Annotated in this window: 13 protein-coding genes; 2 read left to right on the top strand and 11 right to left on the bottom strand. The window is 43.0% G+C overall.

Features of this window, described 5'->3' with window-relative positions; all coding sequences use genetic code 11:
* The first annotated feature begins 2 nt into the window (after positions 1–2).
* Positions 3–359 carry a hypothetical protein gene (locus FTV18_RS00610; protein ID WP_180016587.1) on the top strand — a complete coding sequence of 119 codons (357 nt, stop codon included), beginning with the start codon at positions 3–5 and terminating at the stop codon, positions 357–359.
* Between the two features lie 19 nt (positions 360–378).
* On the opposite strand, the gene FTV18_RS00605 is transcribed toward FTV18_RS00610, so the two are convergent.
* Positions 379–852 (bottom strand): pilin, encoded by a 474-nt coding sequence (locus tag FTV18_RS00605; RefSeq protein WP_218945502.1) that lies wholly within the window; start codon positions 850–852, stop codon positions 379–381.
* A 783-nt stretch (positions 853–1,635) separates the two neighbouring features.
* Here FTV18_RS00605 and FTV18_RS00600 point away from each other — a divergent pair.
* On the top strand, positions 1,636–2,142 hold the full coding sequence (locus tag FTV18_RS00600) for a pilin (RefSeq protein ID WP_180016589.1): 507 nt from the start codon (positions 1,636–1,638) through the stop codon (positions 2,140–2,142).
* A gap of 28 nt (positions 2,143–2,170) precedes the next feature.
* On the opposite strand, the gene FTV18_RS00595 is transcribed toward FTV18_RS00600, so the two are convergent.
* From FTV18_RS00595 to pilQ, 10 genes are all read right to left on the bottom strand, one after another.
* Positions 2,171–2,470, bottom strand: coding sequence for a hypothetical protein (locus FTV18_RS00595; protein WP_180016637.1), 300 nt, complete (start codon positions 2,468–2,470; stop codon positions 2,171–2,173).
* A gap of 72 nt (positions 2,471–2,542) precedes the next feature.
* Positions 2,543–3,103, bottom strand: a complete 561-nt coding sequence (locus FTV18_RS00590; RefSeq protein ID WP_180016590.1) for a TPM domain-containing protein — start codon at positions 3,101–3,103, stop codon at positions 2,543–2,545.
* A complete protein-coding gene (locus FTV18_RS00585; protein ID WP_180016591.1) occupies positions 3,097–4,140 on the bottom strand; it encodes a TPM domain-containing protein in 1,044 nt (347 codons plus the stop codon). Before FTV18_RS00585 ends, FTV18_RS00590 begins: the two co-directional genes overlap by 7 nt.
* Before the next feature lie 37 nt (positions 4,141–4,177).
* Positions 4,178–4,771, bottom strand: a complete 594-nt coding sequence (locus tag FTV18_RS00580; RefSeq protein ID WP_218945503.1) for a LemA family protein — start codon at positions 4,769–4,771, stop codon at positions 4,178–4,180.
* A gap of 270 nt (positions 4,772–5,041) precedes the next feature.
* Positions 5,042–6,463 carry an FAD-dependent oxidoreductase gene (locus FTV18_RS00575; RefSeq protein ID WP_180016592.1) on the bottom strand — a complete coding sequence of 474 codons (1,422 nt, stop codon included), beginning with the start codon at positions 6,461–6,463 and terminating at the stop codon, positions 5,042–5,044.
* 72 nt (positions 6,464–6,535) lie between these two features.
* A complete protein-coding gene (gltB, locus tag FTV18_RS00570; RefSeq protein ID WP_180013506.1) occupies positions 6,536–11,011 on the bottom strand; it encodes a glutamate synthase large subunit in 4,476 nt (1,491 codons plus the stop codon).
* A 450-nt stretch (positions 11,012–11,461) separates the two neighbouring features.
* Positions 11,462–12,313 carry a hypothetical protein gene (locus tag FTV18_RS00565; protein ID WP_180016593.1) on the bottom strand — a complete coding sequence of 284 codons (852 nt, stop codon included), beginning with the start codon at positions 12,311–12,313 and terminating at the stop codon, positions 11,462–11,464.
* Between the two features lie 12 nt (positions 12,314–12,325).
* Complete coding sequence (aroB, locus tag FTV18_RS00560) at positions 12,326–13,405, bottom strand: 3-dehydroquinate synthase (RefSeq protein WP_180016594.1); 1,080 nt, start codon at positions 13,403–13,405, stop codon at positions 12,326–12,328.
* 28 nt (positions 13,406–13,433) lie between these two features.
* On the bottom strand, positions 13,434–13,970 hold the full coding sequence (aroK, locus tag FTV18_RS00555) for a shikimate kinase AroK (RefSeq protein WP_005233593.1): 537 nt from the start codon (positions 13,968–13,970) through the stop codon (positions 13,434–13,436).
* A gap of 36 nt (positions 13,971–14,006) precedes the next feature.
* On the bottom strand, positions 14,007–16,127 hold the full coding sequence (pilQ, locus tag FTV18_RS00550; protein WP_373685629.1) for a type IV pilus secretin PilQ: 2,121 nt from the start codon (positions 16,125–16,127) through the stop codon (positions 14,007–14,009).

Below are 16,127 nucleotides of genomic sequence, written 5' to 3'. Positions count from 1 at the left end.
TGATGAGTGCATTAAATGAATATTATGCCGCTTTGGAGCGTTTAAAAGCTAATAAACCAACCGTCCTACCGAAAGGTTCTGCGATTAACAATGACACTGTGGCACTTGAAGCTGGACGTAAACGAGGTTCGATCAAGAAGAGCCGTCATGCTGCACTAGTGGAGGCTATTGAGCTGGCTGCGCAAGAAGTAGGACAAAATATTCTTTCACCTACACAGCAGATTGAACAAGCAAAAAGCAAGACTAAAGCGGTTAAAAGTGATTATGAGCAATTGAAGGAAGATTATGAAAAATTGCTTGAAAAAGTGAATTCGCTATTGCTAGAAAATTTTGAGTTAAAACAAAAAACGCATCCTTGAAGATGCGTTTTTTTTAATTTTATTCTTGGGCTTGACAGCTAGTTGGTAAACGAGCTGTATCAATTGCTTTCTCTCCAGTTAGAGGAGCACAAGTCCATTTAGAGATTTGCTTAGCAGTAGTTAAAGTGGGAGTTAATTTGAATCCTTTTCCCTTATTAGCACCACTTGCAAATTCAATATTAATAACACCACCATCTGTAACTGTAACACCGCCTGCATTGAAGTATTTACCGGCAAGAGCTCGTGCAGCCGCAGCAATAGAGGCCGCTTCTTTACCATCCTTTAAATCTTCTGTATCTGGTGCTCTATTGTATTCGTTTACAAATACACCAATATCAGCTTGTAAACCAGTTGTTACTTTTAAGCCCTCAGAAGCTTGAGCACGACCAGTATAGTTAGAATAAGCTGGAATCGCGATTGCAGCAAGAATACCAATAATAGCGACAACAATCATAAGCTCGATGAGCGTGAAGCCCTTCTGCATTGTATTCATAACATTCTCCACAAATGTTTTGTTAATTTAATTATAAGCTTTGTAAGCTAGTTTATAGTTTGCACAAAGTGTGCCAAAGCATATTATCTAATTATTTTGCGTGAAATCAATACATTGTTTAATGAATTTAAAAATTTAAAAAATCACTAAGTAATTTTGTGTAACTAAGTGACAAAAAATGTCAGTTTTGTTGGTTTTATAAGATGCTGAAATGTAAGTTGTTTGTACTAGAAAAAGATGAATTTTCAGCAGCTAAAAAAGCATACAATTATTGATGTAGTGATGATTACTTGTGCAATGACGAGTGCAGTTTAAAATTGAAAAGCCAAGTTCTGTGCTGAATGTTTCATATAAGAGGGAGTAATAAAATGAAACGGCTGAAAGATTACAAAATAACAGAACGAATCCCTCGTCCCGTTATAGAAGTTTTGCCTATGCAATTTGGTGATGATGAAGCGACTCGTCGTATTGTGATCCATAATGCAAGACGTGTGATTCGTCAGCATAGAGAAGAACTACAAAAGCTGGCTTATAAATGAGTTTGGATTTTTTTATTCTGTTTTTAGCTTATCAAAATTTTAAAATATCTCACGACCAGTCTGCTTTTATAAAAATTCACCCTATCGCACTGAGTAAAAGCCATTTTCTGATATGGACAAATTGGAAAAATTTGTCTATTTAAAACGGTGTCCATATGGACAAAATGAAAAATGAAGTAAAACAAGACAATTCAATGGTTTAATTCATGTCCATATAAAGTGACTTATGGAATGGTAAGCATTAATGATTGTTGTAGCAATTATCGGTATTCTTGCTGCAATTGCGATTCCAGCTTATCAAGACTACACAGTACGTACACGTGTAACTGAAGGACTAAATTTAGCAAGTAGTGCTAAACTAGCAATCGCTACTGATGGCGCAGCCTCAGCAGCAGATTTAAAACGTGTAGCCGACACCTGGAATGCTCAAGCTAGTAACACTGGAGCAAATAGTAAATATGTTAATTCGGTATTAATTAATGCAACAACAGGGGAAATTACTATTACTTACAACCCAACAACAATGGGTGTAGCAGCTACAGAAAATACTTTAAATATTAAACCTTTTGTACGTTCTGGAGCAGCGAATGCTAGAGCTGTAGCATTGAATACTGCTATTAGAGCTGGTAATTCTGGTTCATTAGACTGGGGTTGTGCATCAGCAACGCAAGCAGCAGCAACAGCACAAAAAATGACAGGTATCACTGCTGGTACTCTTCAAGCCAAATATGCTCCAGCAGCTTGTCGTTAAATATAATTTATAAAACAAAAACGCATCTTTAAAGATGCGTTTTTTGTTTTAACTCAAAATTTTCCAACAACAGTGAATTACACTTTTCCAGCAGTTTTTCATAATCTTCCCTAAGCTGCTCATAATCAGTTTTAACCGCTTTGGTCTTATTTTTAGCTTTTTCAACCTGCTGTGTAGGCGAAAGAATATTTTGCCCAACTTGCTGCGCAGCTAGCTCAATTGCTTCAACCAATGCAGCATGACGGCTCTTTTTAATCGAGCCTCGTTTACGTCCAGCCTCCATTGCAACCGTATCGTTATTAATGGCAGAGCCTTTCGGTAGAACAATCGGTTTGTTGGCTTTTAAACAACTCTAAAATCGTATAGAGTCGACTCGACAACAGCAAATTAATTGATAAGGTCACCCCAAAATGATGGGCTTGTTTCCTAATTCATTCTTTAAATCATCCATTTTTCGATCATAGTATTGATTTAAAATTTCTCCAATCTGCTTAACACCCAAAATCACTCCATTCTTATACTTTTGTTGCTTCAACTGCTGAATAATATTTTCACAAATCTCATCCCAGACATCTTGTGTAGTTGCCTGCTTAATTCCCCGGTCAATTACAATTTCCACTTTATGATCACAGAGGTTTAAATATAAAAGCACGCCACTATTGTGCTCTGTATCCCAAACACCCAGTTCAGCAAAAAGTTGACGGGCACGACAAAGCGTATCTTGATAATAAGCAGAACGAGAAGGTAGACACCCTTCAATCACGACCTGAATTTCTCCCACATGTCCATGCTCTGCTTCTTCTACAGCAATTGCAATCGCATGCTGATCCTGCTTAGAGAAAAACCGCTTAGTTGCAGGCATATAAAAGAAGTGCTTAAGCCAGCGCTTAAAACTTGGTTGAGCATGTTCTTCCAGCTTAGGTTGCGTGACAATATCTGTTGTATCTGTAGTTGTTACCATGAGCCTGATGCTCCTCCCCCACCAAAACCACCGCCGCCTCCACCGAAGCCGCCGCCTCCAAAACCACCACGTCCACTACCGCCGCCACGACCTCCACCTGCCATAAAGGCATGCAGGATCAACTGAGCAAGTGAGGTCACGAGTAAAAAGAAAACTCCAGCACCAATTAATAGGCTAGCGACCAATCCCATGCCATTGACTAACCCGGCTGCAGTTCCAGCCACTGCAGCAGTGGCTGCACTCAGCTTTCTGCCAAAGATCATGGAACCAATAACACCAGCGACGATAATAAAAATAACCGAACCAAAAGTCGCTTGAGATGCTTGCTGCGCTTTATAAGCCTGCTCCTGACGCTCTTTAAGCTCAGCCGCTGCTTGAGCTGCAATTTCTGGATCCAGATTTAGAATACGCTCTATTTCTGCCAGCCCAGCATCTATCCCTTGTGCATACTGACCCTGCTTAAACAAAGGTGTAATTTTGTTATTAATAATCCGTCCAGCCACAATATCTGGCAGAACGCCTTCTAACCCATATCCAGTTAAAATCTGGATACGATGGTCATTTACCGCAATGGTCATTAACAGGCCATTATCGTGTTCTTTTGATCCCAGTTGCCAGCGATCTGCCACACGCATGGAATAGTCAAAAATATCTTCCTGGCCCGTGGTAGGGACAATTACTACGCCAATCTGAGCCTTACCCGCCTGATAAAGATTGATAATTCTTTGACTAAGTTGCTGTTTTTCTGCTGCTGTCAATAAATTTGCCTGATCAATGACTGGCTCATTCATGCTGGGCAAGTCGCGCTGAACCTGACCTTCTGCCATATCATTGGCAATTTGGCGCTGCGGTGCTGTATCTGCAGATTCTACATTTTGATCCGTAGTATTCGTTTTAGGCTGCAAAATTTCACGTGCAACAATCACTTCTTCTGTATCAGTTGCTGTTGCTGTTTCACTCCAGGCAGGATTCATCAGGCTCATAATGAGGCTGAGAAATAGACCTATATAAAGTTTTACAGCGCTTATATGCATCATTGCAGCCACCTTATTAGCAGATTACCCAAGATCAGGCTTATTCAAATGAAACCTTAGGTGCCTGTTGCGCACTCTGCTCTGCACTAAAGTTTGGTTTGGTATCCATCCCAATAACTTTGGCCGTCATCACCTGCGGGAACTGACGTGCATAAGAGTTAAAATCTTGTACAGTCGTAATATAACGGTTACGCGCTACCGCAATACGGTTTTCAGTACCCTCAAGTTGTACCTGCAGATCACGGAACTGCTCATTAGCTTTCAAATCAGGATAATTCTCGGTTACGGCCAATAAACGCGATAAAGCACTAGTCATTTGTGCTTGAGCTTCCTGATAACGCTGGAACAGTTCAGGATCTTCCAGCACTTCACGGTCGACTTTTAAGCCTGCCACATTGGCACGTGCCTGAGTCACTTCAGTTAGCACCTGCTCTTCATGCGCTGCATAGCCTTTGACAACATTCACCAGATTCGGCACCAAGTCAGCACGACGCTGGTACTGGTTTTGTACTTCGGACCATGCTGCAGTTACAGCCTCATCCTTGACTTGTAAGGTGTTATAGCCACAACCTGTAAGCGTCAGGGTACTGGCTAACATCAGAGCAATGAAAGATTTTTTTAATACAGGAATCATCTTTTCTCCTCAATTCTTTATTGATATTTATTTAATAAATTTGATTTTAAACATATTTTTCTCATTTTTTGTTAATTTTTATAATTTTTTACTTATACCGTTTTTATTCCTTCTGTTCTGCTTCAGAGCTACGAATTAATATTGGATATATTGATAAGTTTAAATCCATATTTATTATAACTACTTAGAACTAAGCTGAATAAATTAGTAAAATGAAGAAAAATAAAAAACCCGCCATAGCGGGTTTTTTAATTAAATGATTAAATTAGATTAAACACCAAGATAATCCAGAATACCTTCCGCAGCCTGACGACCTTCCCAGATCGCAGTCACGACCAGGTCAGAACCACGGACCATGTCGCCACCAGCAAAGATTTTTGGATTTGAAGTCTGGAATTTGTATTGCTGTTGTTCAGCTGCAAGTACACGACCAGAACCATCCAGGTTGATTTCTACGTCAGTAAACCAGTCTGCAGGGCTGGTACGGAAACCAAATGCCAGCAATACCGCATCTGCAGGCAGAATTTCTTCTGAACCTGGAATTGGTTCCGGGCTACGGCGGCCACGGCTGTCTGGTTCACCCAGTTGAGTCGTTACCACTTTTACGCCAGTCACTTTGCCATTTTCACCCATGATTTCGATAGGTTGACGGTTGAACTGGAATTCCACACCTTCTTCACGCGCATTTTTTACTTCACGACGTGAACCTGGCATGTTCGCTTCATCACGACGATAAGCACAAACCACTGACTCAGCACCTTGACGGATTGAAGTACGGTTACAGTCCATCGCAGTATCACCACCACCCAAGACAATCACTTTCTTGCCTTCAACGCTGATGTATTCGGATGGATCTTTTTCCCACCCCTGGCAACGGTTCACGTTAGCAATCAGGAAATCCAGTGCATCATATACACCATCCAGATCTTCACCAGCAAAGCCACCTTTCATATAAGTGTATGTTCCCATACCCATAAAGACAGCATCATAGTCAGCGAGCAATTGGTCGATGGTGACATCGGTACCAATTTCAGTATTCAGACGGAATTCAACACCCATGCCGGTAAAAATTTCACGACGGCGTTTCATCACGTCTTTTTCCATCTTGAATTCTGGAATACCGAAAGTCAGCAGACCACCAATTTCAGGACGTTTATCAAATACAACAGGTTTAACACCATTACGTACCAGAATATCAGCACAGCCTAGACCCGCAGGACCTGCCCCAATGATAGCAACTTTCTTATCAGTCCATTTCACATGAGACATATCTGGACGCCAGCCTAAAGCGAAAGCGGTGTCATTGATATATTTTTCAGCATTACCAATGGTGACTGCACCAAAACCATCATTGAGGGTACAAGCACCTTCACACAGACGGTCTTGAGGACAAACACGACCACACACTTCTGGCAAAGTATTGGTTTGGTGACACAATTCTGCTGCCTGGAAAATACGGCCTTCTGCAAGTAACTTCAACCAGTTTGGGATGTAATTATGAACCGGACATTTCCATTCACAGTACGGGTTACCACAACCTAGACAACGATGTGACTGATTTGCAGCCACTTCTGTTGTGAAAGGTTTATAAATTTCCACAAATTCTGCTTTGCGGACGTCAATCTCTTTTTTCTCTGGATCTTGGCGTGCGACATCCAGGAATTGAAAGTCATTATTTAGGCGCTCTGCCATCTCTCTCTCCGTGGGTAGACCCAAGGCTTTATTCGCATTACCTTAGGTCTACCTATATCTGCAGTAGTGGAATTATTGTGGATCAGCTTGAGTTGTTTTCAACAAGGTCAACAAGTTAGCTGCTTTTGGTTTTACCAGCCAGAACTTACGACTATAGAAATCAAACTCATGGCGGATCTTGTACGCCCAAGCACTACCTGTTTCTGCAATATGTTCATCTAAAATGCGAAGCAAAAAGGTCTGATGTTCTTCCATCGCTTCAGTTGAGATACGGTTCAGTTCAATCAACTCATGGTTGTAATGATCTACAAAATCATTGTCCAGGTCCAATACATAAGCAAAACCACCGGTCATACCTGCACCGAAGTTATGACCTACTTTACCTAGGACAGTCACAATACCGCCAGTCATATATTCACAGCAGTGATCGCCTGCACCCTCAATCACAGCAAAGGCACCAGAGTTACGAACTGCAAAACGTTCACCCGCAGTACCCGCAGCAAACAATTTACCACCAGTCGCACCATACAGACAGGTATTACCAATGATCGCAGTATTTTGAGTCTGGAATGGCGAACCTTTCGGTGGGAAAATCGAGATACGACCACCTGCCATACCTTTACCCACGTAGTCGTTCGCATCACCTTCCAGTTTGAGATGCAGACCACCGGCATTCCAGACACCGAGTGACTGACCCGCTGTACCAGTCAGATTTACTTTAACTGGATGTGCTTCCATACTCAGGTTGCCATAACGTTTGGCAATTTCACCTGACAGACGTGCACCAATCGAACGGTCACAGTTACCTACGGTAAAGCTGTATTCACCGCCTGTACCTGCTTCGATTGCTGGCAGAATTTCCTCTACCATTTTCTCAGCCAGAATACCTTTATCGAATGGTTCATTACCCTGTACTTCACAGTACTGTGCTTTACCTTCTGCTGCTGGATGTGACTCTAGCAGTTTGCTCAGATCAAGGTGAGCATGTTTGTCAGTTTCACCTGGCAAGATTTCCAGCAAGTCGGTACGACCGATCAGGTCTTTCAGGCTAGATACACCCAATGCAGCCAACCATTCGCGAGTTTCTTCAGCAATGAAAGTGAAGAAGTTGATCAGCATTTGTGGTTCGCCGATGTAGTGCTCTTGACGCAGATGATCCTGCTGAGTCGCAACACCGGTCGCACAGTTATTCAAGTGACAGATACGCAGGTATTTACAACCTAAGGCAATCATTGGAGTCGAACCGAAGCCAAAGCTCTCTGCACCCAAGATCGCTGCTTTTACCACGTCAAGACCAGTTTTTAAACCACCATCAGTTTGAACGCGTACTTTGCCACGTAAGTCGTTTACACGAAGTGCTTGATGCGCTTCACTTAAACCTAATTCCCATGGAGAACCCGCATGGTGAATCGAGGATAATGGAGATGCTGCTGTACCACCGTCATAACCAGAAATGGTAATAAAATCGGCATAAGCTTTTGCCACACCTGCTGCAATCGTACCTACACCCGGTTCAGATACCAGTTTCACCGATACCATCGCTTGCGGATTGACCTGTTTCAAGTCAAAGATCAACTGAGATAAATCTTCGATTGAATAGATATCATGGTGTGGTGGTGGCGAAATCAGAGTCACGCCCGGAACTGAATAACGTAAACGGGCAATCAAGCCATTCACTTTACCACCTGGCAACTGACCACCTTCACCTGGTTTTGCACCTTGCGCGACTTTAATTTGCAGTACTTCTGCTGATGTTAAGTACGCTGGAGTTACACCAAAACGTCCGGATGCAATCTGTTTGATTTTCGAGTTACGGATGGTGCCATAACGCGCTGGATCTTCACCGCCCTCACCAGAGTTAGAACGACCACCGATAGTGTTCATAGCAATCGCAATCGCTTCATGTGCTTCAGGAGATAGTGCACCCAAAGACATACCCGCGGAGTCAAAACGAGGCAGGATATCTTCTACAGACTCAACCTGATCCACTGGAATTGAGTTGTCAGTTTTCAGCTTGAATAAATCACGGATGGTTGCAATCGGACGGTTATTTACCAGTTCTGCATATTCTTTAAAGTCAGCATAATTACCAGAACGTACTGCTTTATGCAGTGAGTTAATCACGTCCGGGTTAAACGCATGGTATTCCTTGCCGAAGACGAATTTCAGCATACCGCCCTGATCGATTGGCTTACGGTTTTTCCATGCCAAATCTGCCAGTTGTTTCTGGTCATTTTCAAGATCAGCAAAAGTTGCACCCTGAATACGGCTCGGAACACCTACGAAGCATTTATTCACAACTTCATTGGATAAACCGACTGCTTCAAACAGCTGACCGCCACGGTAAGAAGCCACAGTTGAAATACCCATCTTAGACAGGACTTTCAGCAGGCCTTTTTCAATACCCTTACGGAAATTGTTTTGCGCATAGACCGGATCACCCAGCAATTCACCTTTAGCAACCAGATCATTGATCACGTCATATGCCAGGTATGGATAAATTGCTGTCGCGCCAAAGCCAAGCAGAACGGCAAATTGATGTGGATCACGGGCGAAACCGGTTTCAACAATCAAATTCGCATCAGTACGCAGACCAGTATTGATTAGATGATGGTGTACTGCACCAGTGACCATCACAGCATTGGCTGGCAAGAAACCTTCACGGATTTTCTTGTCTGAAAGTACCAATAAAGTTTTGCCGTCACGAATCGCTTGCGCTGATTCTTCGCAAATACGAGCAATCGCAGCTTCCAGACCTTCGGTTTCAGCATAGTTCAGATCAATATCCGCAATCTCATAACCTGTACGGCCTAGCGTGCGGATTTGATGCATTTTTGAATTAGACAGAACCGGACTTGAAATAATCAGACGGTCTGCATGTTCTGGACCCTGTTCGAAAACGTTTTGTTCACGACCTAAACAGGTTTCTAGTGACATTACAATCGATTCACGTAATGGATCGATTGGCGGATTCGTTACCTGAGCGAACTGCTGACGGAAATAGTCCGATACATGACGTACCTGACGTGACAAAACCGCCATTGGAGTATCGTCACCCATAGAACCTACAGCTTCCTGACCGCTTTCAGCGATTGGACGCAGTAACTGGTCACGTTCCTCGAAAGTCACCATGAACATTTTCTGTGCCGCTTTCAGGTTGTCACCTTTCAAGCCTCGCTCACATAGATATTCTTCCAGCTCAGGGCTACCTTGTAGACGTACAGCATTTTCACGTAACCATTCACGGTATGGACGCATACGTTTCAGGTGATTATTCACATCCTGAGTGTCTAGCACTTTACCAGTATAAGTATCGATCACCAGCATTTGGCCAGGACCCACACGACCTTTAGAAATGACATCTTCAGGTTCATAACCCCATACACCGATTTCTGACGCCAGTGTGATGTAGCCATTTTTAGTGATGACCCAACGTGCCGGACGCAAGCCGTTACGATCCAGCATACAGATCGCATGACGACCGTCTTGGATAACTAAACCAGCAGGGCCATCCCATGCTTCCATATGTTTAGAGTTGAACTCATAGAATGCACGTAAGTCAGCATCTAAAGTTTCAACATTCTGCCAAGCAGGTGGAACCAGCATACGTAGCGCACGGAACAGATCCATACCACCACCCACGAGGATTTCCAGCATGTTATCCAGACTAGATGAATCTGAACCAGTACGGTTTACGATTGGATTCAGCTCAGTCAGACCTGGCAGTAATGGGTTTTCAAATTTAGGCGTACGCGCCATTGCCCAGTTACGGTTAGCCGTAATAGTGTTGATCTCACCATTGTGCGCCAGGTAACGGAATGGCTGAGCCAGTGGCCAGCGTGGCAATGTATTGGTAGAAAAACGTTGGTGGAAGACCACGATATGTGATGCCAGACGCTCATCAGCCAGGTCAGTATAGAAGTCAGCAATCGCTGCCGGCATCATCAGACCTTTATAGCTGATTACAGTTGAGCATAAGGTCGTCACATAGAAGTATGGATCACTGGTTAACTGCTGCTCAGCACGACGACGCGCAAGGAACAATTTGCGGTTGAATTCAACTTCAGTCACACCGATTGGGCAGTTCACGATGACCTGCTCAAAAGCTGGCAGAGACTGCATCGCAATCTCACCAAGCGCATCATTATTCGTCGGCACAACACGCCATGCGATAACGCGACAACCTTCTTCTTCAATTTCTTTCGTCAGGACTTGTTTTGCATGTGCGGCTAATGCTGGATCCAGATTCAGGAATACTGTACCCACAGCAAAAATCTCACTTAAGGTAATGTCACTTAAGCGTTTGGCCTCTTCACGGAAGAATTCTTTAGGCATTGCCAGCAATAGACCACAACCATCACCGGTCTTGCCATCAGCAGCAATACCGCCACGGTGGGTCATACAACTTAGACTATGAATTGCGGTCTTGACCAGATCATGACTGGCATCACCCTGCATATGGGCGATCAAACCGAAACCACAGTTATCTTTAAACTCATCCGGTTGGTATAAACCTTGAGCGGGAGCTACATTATTAGGCGATGGCATGTGCATAGCGTACCCTTCTTTTCACTAAGCCCGATAGGCTATTAAACAATCTAAATTCTGCTGTGCGTGACTGTCTGATTTACTCCGCAAGCTAAGCAGCTTTATAGAGCAAAATATCATTGAGTATCTTTTCAACATAATCCTTTTTCAGACGGAATGCATGAAAAATAACATTCATTTTGCTGATGGATAAGATAAAAATAAGCAACAAAGATGACAATTACGCCTATTCATCGAATCATTTTCGCGCCAAAACAGGGAGATTAATTCAATTCATGCACCAATAAAGCAAATTTCATGCCAACTTAAGGAGCAAAAATCAAAACAACACAAATGACAAAGATTTAGCCTACAAAAGGAAAATTATGATTATTTATGGTGCGTATTTTTTGCACCAAAAGCGCACATTTATAATAAAGATAAAGTGTCCGTGCGCTATTTTAGACCGGCCTAGTTAAATGGATCACTAATCTCGTTTTCTTGAGGTCGAGAATTGCCATTTGATGAGCGCGGACTTCCTTCGACATGACTTTGAGATTTCTGTACATCTACTACATTACCTTCCTGATCACGTCGAACAATCGTGGTACTCGTGGTGCTTTCTTTAGGGGTGACCACAGGTGCTGAAGGTTGAGCTTTCGGTCTTATCTGTACGGATTCATCGACTTTCGGTAAAGGTACATTTTTCAACTGAATTTCATAAAGTTTTTGATTACTTGCCAGTTCTTCCGAACCCATACTGTTGACTAGACTGGCATATTGTTGCATGGCCACAACTTTAGGCTGGACGGATTTAGGCAGATTCAGATTGAGCACTGATAAAGCCTGTTGAGCTTCTGCTGCGGTTTTATACAGACCATATAACAATACATATTGTTCAGGCTGGTTCTCACCCGAAAGCCTTAAATAAACAAAAGGCTTACGATCCTGCTGCTTTTTCAGGAAGGTTTTTAGAATGGCTTCATTACCTACACGAAATAGCTCAATCGCATGCTGTTTCTTTACTTTACCAATATATTTGGTTCCGCGGAATTCAGGCTCATGACTAACATTGACAACAATCCGAGTATTGAGAGCAAGAGGCTTAACCTCATCAGAAAGTGCACCAAGATGGGTCATTGAGGCCACTTTTTCTGGTTGAATCTGTAATTCAACTTCCGTTTCCGGCTTCTTCTCTACTTCTACAACTTCATCTGTATCGGTAATAGCCCAAAAAACCAAGGCAGCAAATAGACAGCATACGCCACAGACCAGCCAGAAATAATGCTGAATCTTTTGCCAAGGGGTACGTAATGCTGTCATAAAAATTTAAACCTATGCCTGATGAGCTAAAATCGCCTGTTGCATCAACTCGACATCAAAGTCTCGAGTAATGACCGCTTTTCCAAGTTGCTGCAATAATACAAGACGAAGCTGCCCATTTAAAACTTTCTTGTCGTGAGCCATATAAGCCAGGAAATCGTCAAGTGGGATTTTAGGACAAACAATAGGTAATTGCGCACGAGAAATGATTTTTTTTGTACGCTCAAGGTCTTCTAATGAAATCCAGCCCATGCGATGGGATAAATCTGCTGCCATCACCATACCGGTTGCTACCGCTTCTCCGTGCAGCCATTCACCATAACCCAGATAAGACTCAATCGCATGACCGAATGTATGACCGAGATTAAGTAAAGCACGCTCACCCTGCTCTTTTTCATCATTCGCTACAATACGAGCTTTATGCGCACAAGAACGATAAACCGCTTCGGCCAGCAATTGCTCATCACGAGCAATAAGACCTTCCATATTGGCTTCTAACCAGACCAGAAATTCTTCATCACCGAGCAAGGCATATTTAATCACTTCAGCCAAACCGGCAGATAGCTCACGATCTGGCAGCGTAGATAGCTGCGACATATCTGCCAGCACCACTTGTGGCTGCTGGAAAGCACCAATCATGTTTTTACCCAGTGGATGATTAATGCCGGTTTTACCCCCAACACTGGAATCTACTTGAGACAGCAACGTCGTTGGCACCTGAATAAAATATACTCCACGCTGGAAACAGGCAGAAGCAAAGCCGGCCATATCTCCAATAACACCACCACCGAGTGCCAGAACTGTACAATCGCGGTTAAAACCCGCCTCAAGCAATGCATCAAAAATCAGGTTTAGATGCTCAATATTTTTGTATTTCTCGCCATCCGGTAAAATACAGGTCGCCACAGTTTTACCCAGATTTTCCAATGCAGCCTTATAGCGATCCAGATAGAGTGGTGCCACCGTATCATTACTGACAATCATCACCTGCTTGCCATGGATATAGGGCTCAAGCAATTCCTGAGGATTCAAGTTACTGCCAATAAAAATAGGGTAACGACGTTCACCGAGTTCGACATATAAGGTTTTCATGAGGGAATGACCACTTTTTCAACTGAACTTATTTTTTCGGAAGGATGAGATTCAGAATACGCTGCGCCAGATCTCGTGCAGCTCCCTGATTGGTCTCAATAATGTAATGTGCGACTTCCCGGTATAACGGATCCCGCACTGCAAGCAGATCTCTGAGTTTCTGTTCAGGATTTTCGACTTGTAACAAGGGGCGGTTTTTGTCGCGATAGGTTCGCTGAAGCTGAATTTCAACTGGAGTGTAAAGATAAACAACGATGCCTCGCTGCTTTAAATAATCCCGATTAGGAGCCTGAGTAATTGCGCCACCACCAGTCGCAAGCACCAGCTGTGGACGTGAGGTTAACTCATCAATGACAACAGTTTCACGATGACGAAAACCCTTTTCACCCTCTTTTTCGAAGATCCAGGGAATTGTAGCTCCTGTTTTCCGCTCAATTTCATGATCGCTGTCCAGAAATTCTCGTCCTAACAGTTCTGCTAAATGTCGTCCTACTGTTGTTTTACCGGCCCCCATCGGCCCTACCAAATAGATATTTGGCAGGGTTTCAAACTCTTTGCTTGGCAAGGAGTCACCTATTCATTTTGTTAAATTCAAAATATATTAATGATTTCTTGAAACACTGTCATTAACAATTCGAGGCGTAACAAAAATCAGTAACTCACGCTTGTTATCTGATTTTACATCTTTACGGAATAAACGGCCTAAATAAGGTAGATCGCCCAGGAAAGGCACCTTAGTTTGTGCATTTCGAGTTTCTTGCTCAAAAATACCCCCTAACACTACTGTTTCACCATTATCAACCAGTACATTAGTATTGATCTGGTTTTTATTTATCGTTAACTGTCCAGTGGGTGTCGGATTTCCTGGTGAGTCACTGGTAATATTCAACTCCATCTGTACCTTGCCATCTGGGGTAATACTTGGTGTAACGTCCAGACTTAAAGTTGCATCAATAAATTCAGTAGTTGAAACTGCATTAGCACCACCACCTTCTGCGGACTGATATGGAATTTGCGAACCAGAAGCCACAGTTGCTTTTTGCTTATCAGCAGTGAGCACTTTCGGCGTAGAAATCACTTCACCATAACCGTCTGCCTGTAGTGCAGAAAGTTCAAGATCCAGCATAAAATCTGAAAGGCTGATTAAGCCAAAAGCAATACGGCTTGCTCCTTGACTGGTTACCCCTAAGTCTACATTTAGGTTATCCGGGCGTTGAATATCATAGGTAAATCCCCCTAAATCACTTTCTTGAGGATCTCTCAAATCCCATAGAGTAGTGTCACTCCCCCCTACAAGAAGGTGATTATTATTGGTAATCCCTTGAGATAGGATTCCCCACTTCACCCCCATTTCTTTGGTAAAGTCAGTGGTTGCACGGACAATACGCGCCTCTACCATCACCTGCTTCACTTGCACATCAAGTAGATCGACCATATTGCGAATTTTATCAATAAATGGCTGGGTATCATTCACAATAATGGTATTGGTACGAGCATCAATAGAGATAGAGCCACGTGAACTTAATAAACTTTCTCTATCATCACCGTTACTTGTGCTATTCGAGCTCCCTGATCCTGATGCACTCTTATTTTGAGTAATCAGTTTTTCAATATCTGCTGCTTTTGCATAACTGAGCTGCATATATTCAGTTTGAATTGGTGCAAGCTTAACACTCTGTGCTAGTGCTTTCGCTTCCTCTTCTTCAGCCTTAATTAGTTCTGCCACTGGTGCAATCCAGATCACATTACCATTACGGCGTTTATCCAGATTTTTGGTTTTTAACACGATATCTAAAGCCTGATCCCAAGGTACTTCCTTGAGGCGTAAGGTAATATTACCCTGTACGCTATCTGCAGCAACCATATTAATATCGGTAAAATCAGCTAATAGCTGTAAAACACGACGGACTTCAATATCCTGAAAATCTAGAGAAATCTTCTTGCCTGTATAAGCGACTGATTTAGGACGTAAAGGCCCTTTAACTTCTGGACGCTTCAAACTAATGGTCAGCTTATTATCTGTCTGGAAAGCCATATATTCATAGCTTTCCGCAGACTGAATGGTAATTACGCCTGATCCATTCTGGTTGACTGCATCTACCGTTGAAACGGGTGTAGCAAAATCATTTACATTTAAACGTCGGGTCAAATGTGCCGGAATCTTGGAGCCCAGAGTCCGCACAATCACTTTGGTTCCCTGCTGCTGTACATCGACTGGTGTGTTCTGACCTGCCAGATCAATTACCACCAGTCCTTCACCTTGCGCACCCCGCTGGAAACCAATATTAGTAATCCCCTGAGCGACCTGTTGTTGTACAGGCTGAGCAATAGCGACTGGAGTAGCAGAATTAATTTTTAAAATAAAGGTATTGCCTTCCACACGCGTCGTAAATGCACCTGCATTAGCGAGATTCACCGTCAGTCGAGAACGCTGTGCATCTGAGCTAACATCCACTGAACTAGCTTCAGCAGTTGCGACTGGAATACTAGACTGTTTTAGATTTTGTTGGGCCTCATTAAAATCCAGAATCAGGCGTGATGGAGATTCAAGCTGATAAGCTTGAGGCTGAGGTGGCAAGCCATTAAACATCACCCGGATTTCAGTTCCCTGTCCAGGAATTTGCATTGGCACTACATTGGTCATTGAAACTTGCGCACTCGCTGCTTGCATCACAGCAATCGCGACAGCCCCCATAGAAAACTGACGAAACACATGATTCAT

The organism is Acinetobacter sp. YH12241, from assembly GCF_013417535.1.
GTDB lineage: Bacteria > Pseudomonadota > Gammaproteobacteria > Pseudomonadales > Moraxellaceae > Acinetobacter.
Note: the sequence above shows the minus strand (reverse complement) of the source record. Positions and strands in the feature narration are given on the sequence as shown.